Genomic DNA, 21,524 nt, shown 5'->3' with positions numbered 1-21,524 from the left:
ACGCCCGCGCGCCGTGGAGAGCACCCGGCGGCGCTCTTCCTAGCATTCGGTGACGTGATCAACGAGCTTCTCGACCCGCCGCGCCCCAGGCCCTGCCCGCCGGTGTTCGACGACCCGCACGGCCGCCGCCGCAGGATCGTCACCGCCTTCGGAACACTGGTCGGCGCCTTGTGCCTGTGTGTCCTCGCGGTGGCTGCCGGCGTGCTGTACACCGACGCCGAGGCCCCGGTACCGGACCCCGCGGGGGCCGTCCACACGACCGGCCGGCGATGAGGGCCTGTTCGCCCCGCGGTCACTGGTGGGTCCTGGCCGGGGTCCTCATGGTGTTCCTCGCCGCCCTGTTCCTGGCGACCTCCGTTCTGCGCGGCGCCGGTGGACCGGACACCGTCCAGGAGCACGAGCCGGACGACCTCGTACCGCAGTCCGTGTCCGCCGGCGGCCCCGTCCTCGACACCCGCACCGGCCCCCCGGTCAGTCTGAGCGTACGGCCGGGCACGGTGGCACTCACCTTCGACGACGGCCCCGACCCCACCTGGACCCCGCAGATCCTGCGGGTGCTGGCCGAAAAGCGGGTACCCGCGACGTTCTTCGTCGTCGGCCGGCAGGTGGCCGAGCATCCCGAGCTGGTGCGTGCGCAGACGGCCGCCGGCCACGAAGTGGGCCTGCACACCTTCACCCACGCCGACCTGGCCACCGCCCCGGTCTGGCGAACCCGCCTGGAACTCGCCGCCAGCCGCGCCGTGCTCGCCGGGGCCATCGGCCGGCACACGACCCTCCTGCGGCCCCCGTACTCTTCGATGCCCGACGCGGTCAACAACCGTGACTGGCACGCCGCCCTGCGCACCGGCGCGCTCGGCTACCTCACCGTCCTGTCCACCCAGGACGGTCTCGACTGGGAGGCACACCACACCGAGGACATCGTGCACGGCGCCGTGCCGCACGACGGCCGCGGGGCCGTCGTCCTCCTCCATGACGGGGGCGGCGACCGCTCCCGCACCGTCGCCGCCCTCGGGCAGCTCATCGACGAACTCAAGGCACGCGGATACCGCTTCGCCCCCCTGACCGGGGCAGTGGGACTGCCTCCCCAGACCGCCCCCGCCGGCGTCCTCGACCGCTGGTACGGCGCCGCCCTGATCCGCCTGGTCCAGGCGGCCGTCACGGTACCGCCCGTCGTCGTCACACTGCTCTACGCGGTGGCCCTGCTCACCACGGCCCGCCTGCTCCTGCTCGCCGCGGCCGCGGTGGCGCACCGCAGACGCGGCACCTCCCACATGCCGCCCCCCGTCCTGCCCGGTGTGTCCGCCGTCGTCCCCGCACACAATGAGCAGGACACCATCGCATCCTGTGTCCGCGCCCTGCTGGACGGCGGCTGCCCGGACATCGACATCGTGGTGGTCGACGACGGATCCACCGACGGCACCGCCGCCGCGGCCCTCGCCGTCAACGACCCCAGGGTGAGGGTCGTGACCCAGAGGAACCAAGGCAAACCGGCCGCCCTCAACGCGGGCGTCGCTTATGCCGCGCACGAGTTGATCCTGATGGTCGACGCGGACACCACGATCGCCCCGGGCGCGGTGAAACACTTGGTAGCGGCCCTGGCCGATCCGACGGTGGGCGCCGTGGCCGGCAATACGAAGGTCGCCAACCGCACCGGCCTGCTGCCCCTGTGGCAGCACCTGGAATACGTCATGAGCTTCGGCCTGGAACGCCGTCTCTTCGACCTCGCCGGCGCCAGCCCCACCATCCCCGGAGCCATCGGAGCCTTCCGCCGCACGGCCCTGACCGCCTGCGGCGGGATCAGCGCCGACACCCTCGCCGAGGACACCGACATCGCCATGGCCCTGTGCCGGGCCGGGTGGCGCGTGGTCTACCGCAGCGACGCCCACGCCCACACCTACGTCCCCACCAGCATCCGTGGCCTGTGGCACCAACGCCACCGCTGGGCCTACGGGACCCTCCAGTCGATCTGGAAGCACCGCCGCGCCGTCGCAGAACCCGGCATCGCCGGCCGCCTCGGCCGCCGCACCCTCCCCTACCTCCTGGTATTCCAGCTCCTCCTGCCGCTCGCAGCGCCCCTCATGGACGCCGCCGCCCTCTACGGACTGGCATCCGGCACCACACCCGTACCGGCCATCACCTGGATCGTCTTCACCCTCTGCCAACTCACCCTCGCCGCCTACGCCCTGCGTGCTGACCAGGAGAGCCTGCGCCACCTGTGGCTCCTCCCGCTCCAGCAGACCCTCTACCGGATGGCGCTCTGCCTGGTGACCATCCACGCCCTGATCACCGCGGCACTGGGCGCCAGCCCTCACTGGCGGCCGGTCACCCCAGCCGACGCGGAACCATCGGAAGCACAAACCGCCACGGTATGACCACACGCCTACACCGCCACATGGCCCGTCCCGGCCAACCTGCTCCGCCGCGACCGGGTTCGCGGCCCGCGCCCTCGACGCGCTCCCGGTCCGTCTCGCGCGCGTCGCCGCATCCGCGTGCTGCTGCCGCAGTCCGGACGAGGCGGTCTTGCGAGTCGCTCACCGTGCGGGTGCTCCGGTGCCCAGGAGGAGGGCGCCTCGCTTCCACCGCCGCCGCCAAGCCCGGGTCCGCCGCGCACTGCCCCCCCTCGTCACCGCCGCGCATCCGCAACCCGTCCGGGGGCAGCCCGCTCGACTCCCGCCTGCTCCGCCCGGGCCGTCAGCCGGGCGGAGCGGGCCCCGCGGGATTGGGGAATGGATCCCGTACGGGCAACAGGTCGGGCGGCGGCACTGATTCGGCCGGAAGCACGCCGAGCAACTGCGGGCGCGGACTGGACTCGGTGCCGGGCTGGGCCGGGGCGCCCTCCCGGAACGCACCCAGCCCGCCATGCGAACCCCCGCCCCGAACACCGGCGCCAGCCCGGGCACGAGCGCTCCCCCGGGCGCGGGCTCCCACCCGGGCCCCAACCCGCTGGGTTCCCGGGCTCGGGCCCGCGCCCGGCTCGGGCTCGGGCTCGGGCTGGACTCCAACCCGAGCCCGAGCATCAACCCGCTTACGAGCACCAGCCCAGGCGCGGGCCCGGACGGTACGGCCCGGCGGCACAGGAGGCGCAGCAGGAGCGGGCCCGGGGCACTGGGCCCTCACCCCGCTCCCCCCGGCCCCCGCCAGCTGGGACACGGGCGCGGACCCGACCACGCGCTGCCCCCTCGCCACCGCGGCGCAGCCGCCTGCCCGGCTACGGCGGCCCAGCCGTATTACGGCACCCCGCCCGCCCGGCTCCCCGCTGCCGACGCTCACCACGAGCGCCCCGCGCCCCTGGCCAGCAGCGCCTGCCGCCGATACGCGGGGACCGCAGCCCCCGCCCGGGCCAGTTCCCCGGGCGCGACGGCGGCCGGGATGGTGGAGTGGGCGGGAGCGGGGGCCGCCGCCGGACAGACCCGGGTGCGGGAAGGCGGGCGCGGCCGGGGCGGAGGGCGGGCGCGTCAGAGCGTGCAGGGTCGCGTCAGCGCGGGGGCGGAAACGTCCGGCTGCCGGTCGCGGCCTGCCCGCCCTCACGCACGGCGAGCGCCAAGGGCCGCGACATCCTCGGCCATGCGCCACCGCGCCACCTTCAGAAACCGCTCCGCGAGCGTGTGACCTCGTTCAGGGCGATTGGGTATCAGTCAGTCTCAGAGGGGGTGCCCTCAGGGGATTCCTCAGCGGCGGCTGCTGCCTGCCGGCGAAGGGCGGCGACCTCCTGGAGGTAATCCGCGCCGATCTCCCGCAGCTTCTCCTCCGTCTCCCACACCTTCCCGTGCACCCTCATACACACCCCCCGAACCCCAGGCCAAAGGTGAACACCCCGGCGGCCCCCATCATCCCTCCCAGCCACAAACCCAGCCAAGACCACAACCCAACCGGCCGGAAACCGCCACCAAACCGGCCGAGAAACCGCTAGGAACCGCCGCCGGGCACCCGGGCGCGCCGGCAGAGGACCTTCCGGAACACACCCAGCCCGCCGCGCGAGCCCCCGCCCCGAGCACCGCCGCCCAGCCCGGGCTGGCTTTGTTCACGACTTCCGGCTCTGGCACAACTTCCGTGGAAGCCTTGTCATGCGACCAGGCTGTGAATCGGTTGGCGGACAGCGTCCTACTGCTGACAGAGTCCCTCGTATGGACTGCGTCTTCTGCGAGCTCATCCGTGAGGACACCGCGAGCTGGGTGGCGCGTGGCCCGGTGGCCTGTGCCTTTACTCCACTGGACCCACTGGCACCGGGCCACACTCTGGTCGTCCCAACACGCCATCACGCCGATGTATTCGAGACCCCGCCGACGGTCCTCGCCGAGGTGATGACACTTGTCCAGCGCGTGGCCGAGGCCTCGCGTGCCGTTTTGAACGCTTCTGGTGTGAACGTACTCAGCGCCAGCGGTCCGGGCTCGGAGCAGTCAGTGCCCCACCTGCACTTCCACGTGGTTCCGCGGTGGATGAACGATGGAATCTCCACCTGGCCAGCGGGCCGCTCCGTCCATCGCGTCGACGGCGAGCCAGGCACGCGGCTTGCCAAAGCCTTGGCCTCGGGCCGCAACCACAGAAGTTGAGCCAGAGCCTGAGAAGGGACAGCGCTTCGACGCTGGTTTGGGAGGCACGAGGCCCCGATCCTGGACACCGTTTGTTCACGGGTTTCGACATCACGAGGCAGCGGGGCTGACAGGATCCCGCCCTCTCGTCCCTTGTCCGGGTCGTTGGCGCGGGGCGGCTCTTGCCGATCATCACCGGCCACGGACGAACCGCTGAGACGACCGCGTCCGGTGGTTCGGGCCGATAACGCATGGCAACTGCGCCCCCAGCCAGGCAGGGTGTGACGTGATGAGCTATCACGATGAGACGTCCCGCACCCTGTCCTATGCTCGCCACGACACGCTGGAAGGGCTGCTGCAGCGCGGCCGCGGGCTGGGCGCGGAGCGCGCATGGTGTGACCCGGGGGCCGCCGCGCCGTTCGCGTACGACGGGATCCGCCGGGACTGGAGGTGGGACTCCCAGACCGATACCCGCTACCTCTACCAGGCGCGGCTGATCCGGGACCTCAAGCTGTCGCTGACGCCGGTCGTTGACCAGTTGGCGGGGGACGAGGAGGAGTGCTCGCGGGCCGCCGATGTGCTGGAGGTGCTCGCCCTCGCCGGTTCGGACGAGGCCCGGGAGGGGCTTCGGACGTACATCCGGGAGGGTGAGTACTGGGTCTCCGTACTGGAGTCGGTCGCGGATGGCTGGCCGGCCGAGTGGTGGGAGGACCTGGGCGACGTCGCGCGCGCCCGGATCGGCGGGGAGGAGGACCTTCCGTGGTCTTTCGAGCCGTGGAGCCGGTGCGGGATCGAGGTGAAGGACCACCGATTCCCTCCGCGGCCGTCCCTTGGCGGGCTGAGCGACAAGAAGCTGCTAGCCCTGCTGGCTGCCGACGGCACGGACTTCAACACGAAGATCGATGCACTGCGTGCGCTGGCCGGACGGGAGCCGGCCGGGGGGCTGATCCCGCTCGTGCCCTTGCTCGGAACCCCGGATGGCCGCCGGTCTCTGCCCGTGCTCCGGCGGGTGGTCGAGCGCCTCGGAGTCCTCGCGGTGCCGGCTGCGCGTGGGTGGGCCGTGGACGGGCGGGAATGGCTGGCCCGGCTGGGGGCGGACGTCCTGGCCGACCACCCCGGGCCTGAGGCTCTACCGGGGCTCGTGGCCGAACTCGCCGAACAATGGGAGGCGCGCGCCTGGTGCGGTCCCGACACGACGGCGAAGCGACTGGCCCGCTTCGGTCCCGACGCCGTCGACGCCGTGCCCGTCCTCTGGCGCTATGGGCGGCACACCCCGCACTCGTACGAGCGCGCTGACTACCTGCACGCGCTGGCCGCGATCGACCCGTCCGGCTTGGACGACGCGTACACCGAGTCACTCTGGGACTGCGAGGAACGCGCACGGCTGCTGGGCATCGCCTCGGCACCCCACCACCCGCAGACCCTTCACCGGATCAGGGTCCTCCGCGATGACCCGATGGAAACACCGGAGGTGCGGGCCGCTGCCGGAGCACGGTTGACCCCGTGACCTGCTCTGAGTTTCCCTGCCCCAACTCGAAGGCCGCCACGGGGTGCCTCCCGTTCTCGGGCTCTGGCTCAACTTCTGTGGAGTTGAGGTCGCACGTGTGGCGTCTGGGCCGGACGAGCGCGCTGACCTGCTGGTATGCCCTGGTCACAACCTCACGGCACCGGGCGCGAGGGCGTCACCACAGAAGTTGAGCCAGAGCCCGACTTCCGACGGCGATTGTTCGGCTCATCGGGAGGCGGTCTTCCGTGAGGGAAGTCGTTGTTCACGAAGATGGGCAGCACCCGGATGAGGCGGCGGGGCCGGTCCTCGGGATCGAACATCGTTGGCCCGCCGTGACGTGCGCAGCCGTCATCGTGGTCTCCTCGATGGCGGCTGCGCCGTTTCTCAGTTCAGCCGGTCCGTGGCATATGCCTCGATGGCGTCGCGCTGGTAGGCGGCGAGCCCCGGGGCGATGGCCTCGTAGGCGGCCCGCCAGGTCTCGTTGTCGACGACCGAGCGCCCGAGAGCCCGGTACTCCTCGGCGGAGACCGGCCGCAGTTCGGCCAGCGCCCGGTACTGGATGTCGATCTCAGCCTGGACCAGGTCGGCGTCGGCCGGGTGACCCACGGCCATGAGTTCAGCCAGCCGGATCATCTGCGCGGTGCGCTCACGGTGTGCGGTGTCGGCGTCGGACTGGCTCATCGTGGCGGCGCGGCGTCCGACTTCCTGGGCGAGTTCGGGGTAGTCGCGCATGTTGTCCTCGTAGTGAGAGGGCGTCACGCCCTCGAAGAGGTTCTCCGGGCGGTTGATGGTCATGGGATTGCCGTCCTTCCTGGACTGCTCCAGTTCGGCGATCGTGCGGGAGACGGTGCCGGCCAGGACTTCGAGTCGGTCTCGTTCCGCGAGGAGCCGCTGGTGGTGGCCGCGCAGCGCGTCCACCTCGTCGACCTGCGCGGACAAGATCCGGCCGATCTCCGGCAGAGCGACACCCAGCGCCCGCAGCACGAGGATCTGCTGCAGCCGCAAAAGCTGGCGCTCTTCGTAGTAGCGGTGGCCATTGGCACCGATCCGGGCCGGTGGCAACAAGCCGATCTCGTCGTAGTGGCGCAGTGTCCGCGCGGTCACGCCCGACATCCGTGCCACCTCCGCGATCGGCCAGTCCATCGCCACTCCCGCACATCTGTGTCGCCGGGCCGGCTTCTCCGGCCCTGCTCACGACGGTAGGAGCTGCCGCAACGGCAACTTCAACCCCGCAACCCAGGATGCTCGCAATCGAACGCGCACGGTCCGCAACCCAGGCGGAACACCCTCCGACCGCTGCCGAAGCTCGTGAACATCCGGACCGGGCCCAGAGCCCGGGTGCCTCCCGATGCCCCGTAGAACGCGGTCGTCTCTCGTGAACAGAGCCACCGGGCCCGAGTACGAGCTCCAGCCCGGGCGCGCACTCCAGCTCCAGCCCGGGCACGGACTCCGCCCCGCGCCCGCGCGGGGACTCCGGCCCGGGGTGCGCGGTTGGGGGCTCCAGCCCGGGCTCACGAGTACCGCTGACGGGAAGAGCAGCGGGCGCTGCGGTGCGCCACCGAATCGCACCCATGGGGCCTCGCTCCCTTTCGGACGACGTCCTTCCATACCCGCCCACCACGGTCTGCCTCTTCATCCGGAACATCATCGCGTTCGCCGTGTTTGCACTGTGCCGGAAGGCGCGCTCCCCGTCGTCCACCTGCCGGGATGAGCATCCATGAGGAATGGTCCCTGCGGGTATCCGACGACTGACCCCTGAGTCCCCGTCAACGGGCGGGGGTCTGACGATCGGCGTGCGTCGCACGCGCGTGCCGGTTCCCAGCACGAGCACCGCCTCCAGCGCGGACGCGGGCTGCGCGGCTTCCCGTAAGGCGTCAGGTCTGGCCCCGTACCTCGAGCACAGAGCCGGCAGCCGGGGCGCGGCGTCATCGAGGTCCTACCCCAAGGGAGCGGAGCGCCGCACCACCGGCAACCGCAAGGCGCGCCGCGACCGGCTCAACTGGCTGGGCTGGCTGGACTGGCTGCGTACGCCGTCGGGTGCACGGCTCGTCGGTGGGGAGGACGCGTTCGGCTCATAGCGGGAAGTCGGTCGCTGGTTCTTGGAAGCGCGGGGCGGCCGCGAGGGCGGGCAGGCGCCCTCGGCCACGTCCGTACTGTCGGTCTGGCTGTAAGGCGGGCGCGAAAGCCACCTTGGTGGCAGCCCACTGCGCGGGATCAAGGTCGCTCTTGCTCCGCTGCGAGCGCGCCGTGACGGCCGCCAGGGAGTTCTCCTGGCCTGGGTCGTTCGTGTACTTCTCCCGCCACACCGCTGACCACGTCGGCCACGCCGCGCCAAGGGGTATCCGGGCGGTCTCCCGCAGCAGGACCGGTGCCTGCGAGTCGGCCTTCGCCTGCGTCCGGGCACACCCCCGGGGCGGGCGGGGAGCAAGCTGTGGCCGCCGCGCCCCGTAACCCTGCGCCAGGTGCCAGGTGCGGGCGGCTACGGCCCCCACCGTCCACGAGCGCGAGCAGCAGCGTGAGGCCGACCTCGGTACCACCCCCGCGAGCCGCAAGCGGTACGTGTTCCAGCGCGCGGGCCAGGGCGCGCCGGCCGGCCCGGGCCCGGCCCTCCAGGCGGCGGGCGCCCTGCGCCTGGCGGCCCGGTCGAACGCGGCGGCCGCCACCGATACGCGGGTGCGCACCCCGGGCCGGCGTGAGCGCGGCGGCCGCCGCCAGCAGGTCACCGGGCGCGCCGGCATCCCCAGCGCACCCTTCCTGTCCGGCCCGGCTCAGCTGTTCGTACGTTTCCCGGATGCGGTGCCGGGCGAGCGCCCAGTCGGCCCCGGTGACGTGGGGGGCGAGGCGTTCACAGACATGGGGCAGCGACAGGTCGTACGCGGGCGCCGAACGACGTTGGTGCCGTCGGTCCTCCTGGGCACGACGCCCATCCTCTCTGGTAGCTCGCAACGGAGCAGCACGGACGTCAGGGCGGGCCACGCCCTACCGTAGGGGCGGAGTGGGCAGTGGGTCGCCCTGTTGGGCACTGAGCGCCATGACGGCCAGGGCGTCGGTCCAACCCAGCGGCGCGACGGACGAAGGGTGTCCCGCGGCGTTTACCGTCTCGGGGAATTCTCCAAGCCCGTTGCGCTTGGCGAGGATCCAGTCGAGCACCGCGTCCGCTCGGTTCATTTCGCCTTGTTGTGCCCAGGCCAGTGCGAAGAAGCTGGTGCTGACGGTCCAGGCGTACGAACCCCAGGGTGCGTCCGCGTCATTGCCGGGGCGCAGGCCGCCGTTCGGCTGGAGCAAGGATCGGTAGGTGGAGAGCAGGGCGGCCGGTAGATCGGCCGGGGCCTGGTTGAAGGGCGGCGCCATGAAGGTTGCCGCGCTGTCCCGGCCGTGTCTGCCGTCGATCGTGCGCCGGTAGCCCAGTGGCGCGAAGTACTGGGCGATTGCGGCCGATAGCCTTCTGGCCGCGGTCGCCCATCTCGTCTGGTCTGCGTAGTGGCCGCGCCTTCCCGCCAGGTCGGCGGCCGCGTTGAGGCCGGCGAGGAGCGGCGCGGCGGTACCGATGTTGGTGGTGCTGGTCGGCAGTTCCCAGTAGTCGGGTGAGGCTGGCGGAAGATCGTTCGAGCCGAGGGAGGCGGCGGCCCGGTCGGCTGCCTTGCTCACCATCGGGTAGAGGGAGCTCAGCCGCGCGTCGCGTGTACCAGCGGGGGCCGCTTGATACCACTGCCATGTGGCCCAGGGCACCCAGCCGTTTGCGTCGAGCTGCCAGGGGCGTGCGTCGGGCGGGCCGTTGCCGTCGAGTGTCGTTCGGGCCTCCCAGGTCCCGTCAGCCCGTTGCGTGCGGGCGTCGTACTGGAGGATCCGGTAGGCGTCTTGGTCATGTCCGGTGACCGCGAAGGCTGCTGCGACGAAGGCGCCGTCGCGCGGCCATGAGTACTGCCATGGCGGAGACCAGGCGGCGGCCGAGGCCCCGTTGGGCATGAGGAGGGCGCGCATGGACAGCAGCGCACGCCGCGCGGCCGCCCGTTGGGTGTCCGACGTACCAGGTACCGTGCCCGTGGCCAGCCAGTGCCGGCTCTCAGCGATCTGGGACAGGGCGCCCGGGTCGTATGCGGGGACCACTGCGGAAGTCTGTGCGCCGGCGGGCAGGTACCGCCAGCGCCCGGACGGCAGGCGCAGGACGTTGCTGTCGCTCACGTAGGAGGCCCCGACCGCGAAGGCAGGGAGTACGGCCTCGGTGGAGCTGAGGTTGCTGAGCAGACCTGAGGTCCGGGCCGAGAGGGCTTCGGTGGGGACGTAGCACGGCTCCGTCTCGCCGCACCGTTCGCTGCCGGTGGGTTCGACGTAGAAGGCGAGTCGGGAGTCGTCGGCGTGCCAGCCGCCCCACTTCGCCTTGTCGTAGGTCCAGCTGGTCAGGGAGCCCGGTGCGGAGGAACCGGTTCCGTGCCAGGCGATTGGCTTGTTCTCCGTCGTGGTCGCCTGGATGTGGAGGTAGTAGGTGTCTCCCGGGGTGACGGCGGCGTTCACGGGGAACTCCAGCCATCCCGAGCCGGCCCCTCCCAGGGAGGCAAGGGTGATGGTCTTGCTCGACACGACGGAGGAGGCTCCGTCCGCCTTGTCCCGGCGGATCTGGGCTGTGATCTGGCCGCTGGCGGCGCTGCTGGCTACGTACGCGCTCACGCGAGAGATGTGGCTGTTCCGCGTGGTGAATGCCTGAGCAGCTGTGTTGTCCGCCCCTTTGACGCTGGACAAAGCCGTGTCGTGCCGTGGCTGCCCGTCGTACGGCGCGGTTGCGTTCCCTGGGGGCCGGGCTCCGGCTCCCCCCATCACTGTCACCGCGATCACGGCTGCCAGCGCCTTGGCCACCTGAACGCTCAATGGCATGCACCCTTCTCACCGTGCAGCGCAGTAGAGCAACAGCATGTCCGTGTGTGACCGCAATGACCGTGCGCACTCGCGGCCATCACCCGGATAGCGCAACGGTGGGGTCATCGAGTTCTGCACCCCGCGTGGCCCGGATGCGGGCGCACCATCACCACCGGCAGCGCGAACGCAGCGGAGGACGATGTAACGGAGCACGAGCGCTCCCTCCTGTTCGGGCTCGAGCCCGGACACGGATTCCGGCCCGGGCGAGCTACTGCACGAGTACGAGCCCCGACCATCGCCCCCAACCCCAGCCCACGTACGAACTCCAGGACCCGAGCACGGAATCCAGCCTGGGCCCGAGTACGAGCTCCAGCCCGGGCCGGACTCCACCCGAGCCCGAGCCCGAGCACGGAATCCAGCCCCGGGCAGGGCCGGGGCGAGGCCGGGATGGTCGGAGCGGGCGCCGAGGACTTGGACCCTCACCCGTTCCCCCGGCCGCCCCCAACCCGGCACGAGCCCGGGCTCGACCGTGGGCTGGCCCCTCGTCACCACGGGCACAACCTCTTGCCCCTCTAGGGGAGGCCAGGTCGCATTGCGACTCCCGCCGCTCGACTCCCGTCGACTCCACCCGGGCCGTCAGCCAGGCGGAGCGGGGCCCCGCCGGACTGGGGGATGGGCAGCACCTACGGGCAACAGGGCGTCGGGCGGCGGCCCTGGATCGGTCGGTCCGCCTCCCGCACCCGGGGCTCGCCGGCGGCGGGAGCCGCTAGGAACCGCCGCCGGACGCCGAGGACGCAGGCAGACGGCTTCCGGAACACACCCTCAGCCCGAGTACGAGCCCCCGCCCCGAGCACCGGCGCCAGCCCGGGTCCGAGTATGAGCTCCAGCCCTGGTGCGGGCCCGGACGGTACGGCCCGGCCGGTCCGGCGGCACCGGAGGCGCAGCGGGAGCGGGCTCGGGGGCTGCCTTAACCCCGCTCCCCGCGGCCGCCGCCAGCCCGGCACGGGCGCGGGCCCGACCGCGCGCTGACCACTCGTCACCAGGACGCGGCCGCCTGTCCGTCTCAGGCGGCCCGCTCGGGTTCCATCCGCTCCGCCCGGGCCGAAAGGGCAGAGCGAGCCCGACGGAACGCGGCGGGCGGCGGCACCGGCTCAGTCGGCGGGGGACGCCGAGCAGCCGCGGGCGCGGGCGCGAACCAGACTTAGTCTCGGCTGGGCCGGGGCGCCGCCACAGCTGGAACTCACCGCGAACGCGCCGTGCCCTTGGCCTGCGTCGCCTGCTGCCGGTGCGCGGGAACCGCGGCCTGGGTGGGAGCCTACTGGCCGGGGGCCGCGGCGGCCGGGTGGTAGTGGAGCGGGACGGCCCGCCGCCGTTTCCCTTCCAGGCCCCTTCCTTCCCGGTGTCGGTGGTGAGGCGGGCCAGGTGAGCGGCGAGGAGTGCGGGGCCTCCCTGTTCGCGGATCTGGTTCATGCGGACCGCGAAGGAGGGGCCAGGGGCGGGAGGCGACCAGGAGGCCGGCCTGTGTCTCGGGGAGCACGTCCTTGACGAGCCCGACGATCGTGGCGTGCCCGAGCAGGTTCACGCCGAGCTGCTCCAGGGCCTTTTTGCGGTCGCCGAGGTCCACGTCCCGGGGCACGTCCAGGCCCTCGGCCAGCGGGCCCCAAGAACGACTCGCATCCCGGCTCGCGGGCGGCGCCCGCGGATCGACTGCCTCCCCCACCGGCGCGACAACCGCAGCGGGCCCGGCAGCGGCAGAAGCGGGCCCGGCGGTCGCGGCGGTCGCGGCGGTCGGAGCGGTCGGAGCGGTACCCGGCGCCGCGGCGGGTGCGGGCACCCGGGCGCGCTATCCCGAAGCAGTCGGCCGCTGACCATCGCGAGCGGGCTGAGCAAGCCCAAGGGGGCTCGGGCAAGCCACTCCTCGGTGGAGGTCACAGCGTTCACCTCGGGCTCTCATGACGATTGTTCGCTCAGTCTTCTGGCCGGTTGCTTCCACCGGCTGTGATCTGGGCTGTTGCATCTCGGCCCGGTCGTCATCTTGGCCCCGGTGCTTTCACCTGTTGAGTGACGCATCCATCCGGTGGGCAACAGCTGACAGGGTGGGCCCATGGACATGGAGGCACTTAGCGCCGATGACTACGAGTCGGTGGATCGGGCAAGCCGAGGTTTGGCGGCGCGGTACGGGTTGGTGACGCTCAACGCCATGATGGAGGCGTGGGAGGCGTTGGTGCAGGATGTCGAAGAGGGCTTCGACGTCGAACAGGTGTGGGAGTACGCGGACATGCTTCGTTGCCGCAGGTGGTTGGCGGAGGCATGGCCCGTGTTCACCGACAGGATTCGGGCCGCGCGGCAGGCGGAGCTCGACGCGCTGGATGCCCGCTTCCGACTGGCTACCGTCCCGCTGCGCGGCCAGGCGGACGATGCGCGGTGGCATTCGCGGCGACCGCTTCTGATCGTCGGCGACGGTTTGCTGGAACTGCCTGGATCCTGGGTCCTGTGACACGTGCCAGCTGATGTCCAACCGCCGGTCAGATCACCGGAGAGTGCCTCTGAACTGGGAAGATAGGGCTCTTCTAGGGTCCTGTCCGCCCCAATGAGAGGCACTCTCCAGGTGAGGAAGCGTACGTCGTACCCGCGTGTCCGTATCGAGAGCGGCGGTCACGGTGTGGTCTCCCAGGCCGGGGGTGTGCTGCTGGTCGAGACCGCCCGCAAGAGCGGCCTGGACACCGCGATATCGGCGGCGCTCGTTCCCTGGCGGAGTCCTCGGGCGGTGCACGATCCGGGCAAGATCCTGCTGGATGTGGCGCTCGCGGTCGCGCTGGGCGGGGACTGTATGGCCGATGTCAGCATGCTGCGGGCCGAGCCTGCCGTATTCGGGCCGGTGGCCTCCGACCCCGACCGTCTCCCGTCTGGTCGACAAACTCGCCGCTGCCGGGCCGAAGGCCCTGGGCGCGATCCGCACTGCTCGGGCCGATGCCCGCCAGTACGTATGGAAGCTGGCCCGGAACCATGCGCCGGATAGGGACGGCCACGTGATCGTGGACCTGGACGGCGTGCTGGTACTGGCGCACTCCGAGAAGCAGGACGCTGCCGCCACCTGGAAGAAGACCTACGGGCACCATCCGTTGATGGGCTTCGTCGATCACGGACGCGGCGGCACCGGGGAGCCGGTGGCCGCCCTGCTGCGGCCGGGTAACGCGGGCTCCAACACCGCCGCCGACCACATCACCACCACCCGGCTCGCCCTGGCCCAGCTTCCCCAGCGGCATAGGCGCGGCCGGTCCACACTGATCCGCACTGACTCCGCAGGCGGCACCCACGAGTTCGTGGCCTGGCTCGCCCGGCGCGGGAGGTGGCTGTCCTACTCGGTCGGGATGACCATCACCGAGCAGATTCACCAGGCTGTCCTGAAGGTTCCTGCCTCCGCCTGGACGCCCGCCGTCGAACCGGACGGCGAGGTCCGCGGCGGCGCCTGGACCGCCGAGCTCGACGGCGACGTCCTCAAGGGCTGGCCACAGAGGATGCGGCTGATCGTCCGCAAGGAAACGCCCCCATCCCGCGGCCCAGTTGCGCTTCATCGACGCAGACGGGATGCGGCTCACCGCCTTCGCTACCAACACGGCAGACGCGAAGATCGCCGACCTTGAGCTGCGGCACCGTCAGCGCGCGAGGGCTGAGTACCGCGTCCGGGCCGCACGGGCCACCGGTCTGCGGAACCTGCCCCTGCACGACACCGCGCAGAACCAGATCTGGCTGGAGATCGTCCAGCTTGCCCTCGACCTGCTGGCATGGCTTCCGATGCTCGCCCTGAGCGGCAAACCCCGCCTCTGGGAGCCCCGCCGCTTGCGACTGCGACTGTTCTCCGCCGCCGCCCAGCTTGTCACCACCGCCCGCCGCCGGCACCTTCGCTTCGGCCGTCGCTGGCCCTGGAACGACGTGATCACCAACGCCGTCCAGCGACTCGCGGCTCTCCCGAACCCCGGCTGACCAGCAGCATCCCCTGTCACAACAAGCCCGATCACCCCGCCGGAAATCGTGGAACCCGGCGCCCACCCGACGCGACAGCCGGGCCCTCACCACACCCGTAACCAGCCACGACACCGAAACGGCCAGCCGGATGGTCCGACGGGCCGTCACGAAAGATCGAGGTTAATGTCACTTTCTGTGCGGTTTGTCTTATCGCGACGCCTGTTGCCGTACGGCGCGGGACTGTAAATGAAACGGCTCTGTCTCTTTTACAGTCCCGCGGGCCGACGCGGTGGGGTGGTCGTGGGCACTACGAGTGGCGCGGTGGTACTACTTGGTCTCGACGCTGACGCCGCGCAGGAAGTTCTTGGTCTTCGCGCAGGCGACGTTGGACCGCTCGTTGGGGCCCGCCCAGTTTCCGAAGCGCGTGTAGGTCACGACCGATTCGCGGGCGCCCTGGACCTGGTCGCACTTGAGGACCACTCGATGCTGGGTCACTTTCTTTCCTTTGGCGTCACCCTTGCAGGTGGAGTAGGCAGTCGGGCTGCCCGTCCTGCTCATCTCGGCGTAGCCCTTGCAGGAGTAGGTGTTGCCGGCGGCTTGCGCAGGCGCGGCTCCCAGGACCATCGCGCCGCACGCGGCAACTGCGAAAAGGGACAGAGATTTGATCTTCATGTGCATTCCTCGAATACGGGCCTCGTATGCGTATGAACGAGCGCCGCTGAACAAGTCCATCCTCACGGGACGCGGCTCGCTTCGTCACTCCGCCGAGTGGCGGGAACCGATCCGCCACAAGGGGGGTGTCCGCCCTTCGTCACGTGCCGAAGGCTGGCCCGCGGCTGCCGCAGGCGCTTGTGGGAGGGGTGCCGTTCGGCGCGTTCTGAAGCGCAGCCACCAAGTACGGCTCCAGGAGGGCGTTGAGCCAGCACCGTCCCGCCCCGCTGGGCCTGGCCGCAAGTGGGGAAAAAGGCCGACGCCGGGTTGGCCGGGCTCTTGGCCAGCTGGTCACTGTCGGTCGCATCGGTCCGCAGCCCTACGGCGGTCGTGGCCGCCTCGTTCTTCGGGTCGCCCTGCTCAACCGTGGCCTTGTCGTGCAGCTCCAGGACGTGGGCTGTCTGCTCGAACGCCTGCGGGAGCCGCTCGGCAAGGACATCGCCGTTTCACGGGGGCTGCGGGGTCAGTCCGCGGGCCGGGCTCGTAACCTCGTTCGGAGGATGGAGCCCCCTCCTGCGTCACCCGGGGCGTCCTCGGAGGGCTCTTCAGCGGGAGCGCCGCCTGCCGGCGAAGGGCGGCGACATCCTGGAGGTACTCCGCGCCGATCTCCCTCAGCTTCTCCTCCGTCTCCCACACCTTCTCGCTCACCCGCATACACATCCCCCGAACCCCGGGTCAAAGGGTGAACACCCTGGCGCCCCCATCATCCCCTCGGCACAAACCCAGCCAAGACCACAAGCCATCCGGGCTGAAACAGCCACCATTCCGGCTCGAAAGCCGCTAGGAGCTGTCGGGACAGCGCCGGGGCCCGCGAGCCCAGGCGACCCCGTCACGGGGCTGGGGCTTCGCCCCGCTGGCGGGATCCGCTTCACTTCCGCAGCCGGGTCTGTCCGGTTTCGCCTCCCCCGTTGAACCTCGATCCGGCCCTGGGCCGTCCCTGCGACTCCTCACGCACCCGGGCGAGCGCGGGCGCGGGCAATGCGGTTGGCCGCTGTGGAGGTGCAGCCCCAGGTGCCGGCACGGCGCCCGAAGCAACCAACCGCCCGGCCCTACCCGCCCGTCCGCCATGGCCGTGCCCGCGACGTCGTAACCGGACCACTCCGGACCTGGCGGCACCAGAGGCTCAGCAGGAACGGGCGGTCGGCGTGGTAACGGCGCAGCGGCTCGAGTGGGAACACAGGGTCAACCCGTGCAGGCGCGGCCGCGGGGGGCAGCGTCGGGACAGCTGGAGCGGGCATGGTGGGCCTGGCCTCGTGGCGCCCTGCTCTCCCGGCTGCCGCCAGCTCGATACGGGCCCGGACCTGACCGCTCGTCACCGGGAACGCGGCCGCCTACCCGTCTGGGCGGCCCCGGTCGTACTGCGACACCCGGTCCCGCGCGTTCGGCTCCCGCCCGCTCGGCCCGTGAGCGCGATGAGGTGGGCGCCACGGTGGCGGCGGCTCGTCACGTCTGCTCGGTTGGAGGTCTCATGGCGCCCAGCCCCCGCAGCATGGCGGGGTTCGTGCCCCGCCGGAGGAGGGGCCTACGGAGACGGTGAGGTCCTCCCCGCAGCTGATTCTTTTCATGATCTTCAGGGTGGAAGCTTGGCTCGCGGATCCTTTCGCTGACCACCCACGGATCCGGAGTCGACGTTCTGCCGATACAACAAGTTGGGGGATCTGTATGTCAGAGACCGTCCGAAGCCATGGACTCCTGCCCTCTAGCTGCACATCCGAGTCCTTTCATGGATGCGAAATGCGGATATCGCAGCCCGCAAGTCTGACCGCTCCCGATCTTTCCCTGTTGACTCTCAGGGAAAGAGAAGTTCTGCACATGATCGGACTGGGGGAAACCAATCGCTTACTGGCTCGGCGTCTGAGAATCGCCGAACGCACCGTGAAGGCCCACGTGTCCAGCATTATCTCCAAGCTCGAACTGCGCTCACGCGGTGACGCAACGACTCTGTCGATCCTTCATCATGCCGAGGTCCACGCCAGCTTGGACCTCCCTAACAGCCAATAGTTCGCGCCTCCTTGGGCCAGCACTGTTGTCCTCGTCAGGTGATGGTTGCAAGAGAGAGAGAACAGCATGACGAGATCCACCCGTATTGCCGCTGCTTCGATCGTGGCAGCACTGGCCCTTGGCGTAGCGGCTCCGGCTGCCAGCGCCGCGCAGAGCGTACCGGTTGCTTCCGCGGCGTCCGCCGCACGCGGCGGAGACACGGCTCCCGCCGGTCTGTCCGGTGGCAGCGCTCCGGCAGCCGCCCCGTCCGATGTGGCTGCGGTCCAGCAGGCCGCGGAGAACGCCAAGGGCAAGGCGTTCATCGCGCTGCTCAAGCGGACGGGGAACCTGTTCTCCAAGGCCGTGGCCAAGGCCAAGGAAGGCCGGGCCGCCTTCAACAGCTGGATGGGCAAGCAGCACTGGACCGTCAAGAGCGCCTGGTGGCTACTCAGCGGTGGGGTCCAGACCTGGGTGTTCGAGCAGCTGGCGCACGCGGTCGGCTAACATCCCGGGCCGCTCCCTGAGCCTGGTCAGGGAGCGGCCCGGCCCCATGATGAACGGAAGGTGCAGGATGGCCACTCGAAAGTCCGGTTCAACACCGGTGGACTCATTCTTCGCAGCCCCTATGGTTTTACTTGCCCTGACATTCCCCGCATTCTTCTTCCTGTCCGGAAACGTGGGGCGAACCGTGGGCTGGGTACTATACGGCGCCGGCCTGCTCATGATTCTCTGCGGTTTTGCCTACTGCGGATTCTCGCGGAGGAGCCCGAGTTGGGGTGGAGCGAGTTGCGCGGTGGGCGCAGCCATTATTGGCCTGATTGCTTGGAACGTGCACGGATGGCCCTGGACGTGACCGGCTGTCGGGCTCATTCGGGACGAGAATTCTCAAGCGACTAATGCCGAAGGAACTGTGGGACAGGTTTCAGCGGATAGTGCACGAAGCGACCTCACGGTGCTGACTGAACTCCACCGCCTGCAAAGAGCTCTCCTGGAGAATTCGCTTCCCGGACCACCTCGTACGTACCCGAGAACGGTCCCTCCTCCCGCATCGGACACATCGACCTGCGGCGGCGCCCTGTCCCTTTCGTCCGGCTGCCAGGGAGTTCCGCCGACGGTATGACACCGGGCGCGGCACGCGCACCCGCCCCGTGCCCGACCGCGCATCCGGGCAGGCTCCCTCGACACAGGGTGTCGGATCGCACCCCGCCGAGGACCGCCCGCCCGCCTCCCCGGGGTGCGGTCAGCGCACATGCTCGTGACGGCTGATCCCGGGGTGCGGTGCCTTCGGCGGTGGGCTCGCGCCGTGAGGCGCCTGCCGCAGTTCATCGCCGTCGCCCCCGCTGTCGTGGAGTCGTGTGACGGGGTCGTCGGGTGATCTCGCACCTCGTGAACCGGCTGAAGGCCCCCTACTTCGCGTTCCGCGGGAGGCCGAGTGGCACGGTGCCGGTCGTGGCATCCCGCCATGTGGAGGGTGCACCCCCGCGGACCGGCGGGGGTGCACCCTCCACATGGCGGGATGCCCATTCGCTCTCTGCGCAGGCAGAATTCGACGGTAGCGGTCGTCACCCATCGGGCGGCGTTCCCGGGCTCCCGCCAGGGTCCGGGAGCGCTGCCCGGCCGCGCCAGGGATGCCTGAGGGAGCCAGCCGGCCCTCCATGGGCCCGAAGGCCGAACCCTTGCCGCACGGGCCGGGCAGGACCGAGGTCCCGATGCCGCGCGCCGCTCCCTATGGCGAAGCCATGCCGGGCAGCGCAGTGGCAAGGATTCGGTCGCCCGAAGGGGCAGTGCAGCGATGGAGGAACCCTCTTGGTCTCGGGAGCAGCAGTGGCATCGTGTGGCGGCCGGCATACGGGCTCGGGGCAACGCTTCGGGGATGATCGCCGTCATAGCCGGTGGGGGCATCCGAGTGAGGAGCGGTAGTGATACGGGTTGCGGTCATCGACGACGAGCCCCTGGTCAGCATGGGCTTGAAGGTGATCTTGGAGTCTGTTGACGACATCAGCGTGGTGGTCGCCTCGCAGGGCCCCGGAGCGATCCACGCTCTTGGGTCTCACCGCGTGGACGTGTTGTTGCTGGACATCCGGATGCCGGGGACGGACGGATTGTCCTTGCTTCGTCAGCTGGCCGACAAACCCGGTGGTCCAGTCGTGGCGATGCTCACCGGCTTCGGTCTCGACGAATACGTGAAAGAGGCCCTCCATGGCGGGGCAGCGGGCTTCCTGATGAAGAACTCGGCTCCCGAGCAGTTGATCCATGCGGTGCGGACACTCGCGGCCGGGGGGCGGGTTCTGGCGCCTGAGGCGACCACACCCGTGATCGAGGCCTTCCTCTCCGCGAAAACCGACGACGAGGCCTCCCTGCGCCTGGCCGAACTCACCACGCGCGAGCGCCAGGTACTCGCTCTGGTCAGCACGGGCCTCAACAACCGTGTCATTGCCGAGCGGATGCGCCTGGCTCACGGGACGGTCAAGGACCACGTCAGCTCCATCCTGGCCAAGCTGGGCGGCCTCAACCGCGTCCAGGCGGCCGTCGTCGCCGACCGCGCCGGGTTGCTCCACCCCGGACAGGACGGATCGTGATCACGACAGCGGTCTTCCGGCACGGCGCAAGGCTGCGCCAGCTGCTTCCGTCACCGGCCACCGCAGCGGCCCCTCCCCACAACGACGGCGCTCCCCCGAAAATGGACCGAAGGCGAAGCGCAACCCTCAAGCGCTTCGTCACCGGCGCCCTGCCGCCGCTGGCCGCTGTGGCCGACGCTTACGCCGTCAGCGCCCTCCACACCGCGACCGAAGTGGCCCTCTCCATCACGGCCACCGGTGCGCTCCTGCTGCGGCACAAGGCCCCCGAGGTGGCCCTGCTCCTCACCTTGCCGGCGTGCCTGTTCGGATATACCTCCCTCGCCACGCTGATCGCGCTGTACAGCGTGGCCGCACACCGTGCACCGGCCGTCATCGGCTGGGCCGGAGCCGCAGCGACCGCATTCGTCCCGAGCCTGTGCAGCGCCTCGTGGAGCGACCCCTTCCCGGTCAATCCGGCCGACCTCCCCGAGACATACCTCACCTCGTGTTGCCTGTCCCCGGTCGTGGCCGTCGTGCTCGGCCGGTCGATACGGGCTCAGCGCGAGCGAGTGCGGGAGGTCCTTACCCGCCGCGAGCTGGAGAACCAGCTGCTGACCGAGCGTGTACTGGCTTCCGAACGGGCCAGACTCGCGCGCGAGATGCACGACATCGTCTCCCACAAGGTCAGCCTGATCAGCTTGCAGGCCGGTGCGCTCCAAGTAGGCCGGCCCGGAGCGGTAGACGTTGAGGACAGCGCCCGACTGATCCAGGAACTGTCGGCGCAGACCGTCACCGAACTCCATCACATGCTCGGCATACTCCGCACGACGGGAGACTCCACAGCCGCCCCATCGCCGGAGCCTGGGCTTACCGACCTCGCACAGCTGTGCCGCGCCACCTCGCTACCGGTCTGTCTGCGCATGCCCGAGGAATGGGCGGGCGTACCCCGCGGCGTGGAACGAGCCGCCTACCGTACGGTGCAAGAGGCGCTGACGAACATCCGCAAGCATGCGCCCGGAGCGCGCACGACAGTGACGGTCACAGTCTCCCGGTCGGCCGTGCGGGTCGAGGTGAGCAACGAAGCGGGTCACCCGCCTCTGCGGGACATGCCCGGAAGCGGGCAGGGTCTGCTGGGACTGACCGAGCGGGCCCGTCTGCTCGACGGCCACTTCGCCGCCGGGCCCCGGCACGGGGGCGGCTTTCAGGTAGTCGCGGTCTACCCACTGGTCCCCGGCCCGTGCGCGCAGGCCACGGGGTGACCATTGCCGCGGGCACCCCGCTCGGTGAGCGGCCGGTCCAAATGGTGCCGGGACCGGTCCGGTAGACGCGCCGGCAGGCCGTGGACTGGCCGCGCACGGGCGCGGTGCCGTCGTGACGGTGCGGACGAGTGCGGCCGCCGTGCTCGGAGGCGAGCAGTCCCTG

General features: G+C 70.6%; 13 protein-coding genes and 1 pseudogene. 11 read left to right on the top strand and 3 right to left on the bottom strand.

Translation table 11 applies throughout. From position 1 onward, the window contains the following. The first annotated feature begins 54 nt into the window (after positions 1-54). The 4 genes from ACGFXC_RS37160 to ACGFXC_RS37145 all read left to right on the top strand — a co-directional run bounded on the left by ACGFXC_RS37160 (position 55) and on the right by ACGFXC_RS37145 (position 6,036). On the top strand, positions 55-273 hold the full coding sequence (locus tag ACGFXC_RS37160; protein WP_393719364.1) for a hypothetical protein: 219 nt from the start codon (positions 55-57) through the stop codon (positions 271-273). After that, positions 270-2,372, top strand: a complete 2,103-nt coding sequence (locus tag ACGFXC_RS37155; RefSeq protein ID WP_393719363.1) for a bifunctional polysaccharide deacetylase/glycosyltransferase family 2 protein — start codon at positions 270-272, stop codon at positions 2,370-2,372. Before ACGFXC_RS37160 ends, ACGFXC_RS37155 begins: the two co-directional genes overlap by 4 nt. 1,692 nt (positions 2,373-4,064) lie before the next feature. Further along, positions 4,065-4,550 (top strand): HIT family protein, encoded by a 486-nt coding sequence (locus ACGFXC_RS37150; RefSeq protein WP_393719362.1) that lies wholly within the window; start codon positions 4,065-4,067, stop codon positions 4,548-4,550. A 265-nt stretch (positions 4,551-4,815) separates the two neighbouring features. Continuing rightward, positions 4,816-6,036 carry a hypothetical protein gene (locus tag ACGFXC_RS37145; RefSeq protein ID WP_393719361.1) on the top strand — a complete coding sequence of 407 codons (1,221 nt, stop codon included), beginning with the start codon at positions 4,816-4,818 and terminating at the stop codon, positions 6,034-6,036. 384 nt (positions 6,037-6,420) lie between these two features. Here the strand turns inward: ACGFXC_RS37145 and ACGFXC_RS37140 are convergent, their stop codons facing one another. Further along, positions 6,421-7,179 carry a MerR family transcriptional regulator gene (locus tag ACGFXC_RS37140; RefSeq protein WP_393719360.1) on the bottom strand — a complete coding sequence of 253 codons (759 nt, stop codon included), beginning with the start codon at positions 7,177-7,179 and terminating at the stop codon, positions 6,421-6,423. Between the two features lie 650 nt (positions 7,180-7,829). On the opposite strand from ACGFXC_RS37140, the gene ACGFXC_RS37135 reads away from it, so the two are divergent. Continuing rightward, positions 7,830-8,114, top strand: a complete 285-nt coding sequence (locus tag ACGFXC_RS37135; RefSeq protein WP_393719359.1) for a hypothetical protein — start codon at positions 7,830-7,832, stop codon at positions 8,112-8,114. Positions 8,115-9,015: 901 nt separating this feature from the next. Here the strand turns inward: ACGFXC_RS37135 and ACGFXC_RS37130 are convergent. Further along, positions 9,016-10,701 carry a hypothetical protein gene (locus ACGFXC_RS37130; RefSeq protein ID WP_393719358.1) on the bottom strand — a complete coding sequence of 562 codons (1,686 nt, stop codon included), beginning with the start codon at positions 10,699-10,701 and terminating at the stop codon, positions 9,016-9,018. A 2,290-nt stretch (positions 10,702-12,991) separates the two neighbouring features. On the opposite strand from ACGFXC_RS37130, the gene ACGFXC_RS37125 reads away from it, so the two are divergent. Both ACGFXC_RS37125 and ACGFXC_RS37120 read left to right on the top strand, forming a co-directional pair. Further along, entirely contained in the window at positions 12,992-13,384 is a 393-nt protein-coding gene (locus tag ACGFXC_RS37125) for a hypothetical protein (RefSeq protein ID WP_393719357.1), read from the top strand. Between the two features lie 93 nt (positions 13,385-13,477). Beyond that, positions 13,478-14,871: pseudogene (locus ACGFXC_RS37120) on the top strand (IS1380 family transposase). A 309-nt stretch (positions 14,872-15,180) separates the two neighbouring features. Here the strand turns inward: ACGFXC_RS37120 and ACGFXC_RS37115 are convergent. Next, positions 15,181-15,348, bottom strand: coding sequence for a hypothetical protein (locus tag ACGFXC_RS37115; RefSeq protein ID WP_393719356.1), 168 nt, complete (start codon positions 15,346-15,348; stop codon positions 15,181-15,183). 1,779 nt (positions 15,349-17,127) lie between these two features. On the opposite strand from ACGFXC_RS37115, the gene ACGFXC_RS37110 reads away from it, so the two are divergent. The 4 genes from ACGFXC_RS37110 to ACGFXC_RS37095 all read left to right on the top strand — a co-directional run bounded on the left by ACGFXC_RS37110 (position 17,128) and on the right by ACGFXC_RS37095 (position 21,361). Further along, positions 17,128-17,565: a response regulator transcription factor gene (locus ACGFXC_RS37110; RefSeq protein ID WP_393719355.1), complete on the top strand. Its 438-nt coding sequence runs from the start codon at positions 17,128-17,130 to the stop codon at positions 17,563-17,565. A gap of 252 nt (positions 17,566-17,817) precedes the next feature. Next, positions 17,818-18,048, top strand: coding sequence for a hypothetical protein (locus tag ACGFXC_RS37105; protein ID WP_393719354.1), 231 nt, complete (start codon positions 17,818-17,820; stop codon positions 18,046-18,048). A gap of 1,415 nt (positions 18,049-19,463) precedes the next feature. Beyond that, positions 19,464-20,123 carry a response regulator gene (locus ACGFXC_RS37100; protein WP_393719353.1) on the top strand — a complete coding sequence of 220 codons (660 nt, stop codon included), beginning with the start codon at positions 19,464-19,466 and terminating at the stop codon, positions 20,121-20,123. After that, on the top strand, positions 20,120-21,361 hold the full coding sequence (locus ACGFXC_RS37095) for a sensor histidine kinase (RefSeq protein ID WP_393719352.1): 1,242 nt from the start codon (positions 20,120-20,122) through the stop codon (positions 21,359-21,361). Before ACGFXC_RS37100 ends, ACGFXC_RS37095 begins: the two co-directional genes overlap by 4 nt. Positions 21,362-21,524: the final 163 nt, after the last annotated feature.

The sequence above is a fragment of the Streptomyces sp. NPDC048507 genome (genome assembly GCF_043199995.1).
In the GTDB taxonomy this organism is placed as follows: Bacteria; Actinomycetota; Actinomycetes; order Streptomycetales; family Streptomycetaceae; genus Streptomyces.
The sequence above is the reverse complement of the archived record's forward strand: the minus strand, read 5'-3'. Positions and strand labels throughout refer to the sequence as shown.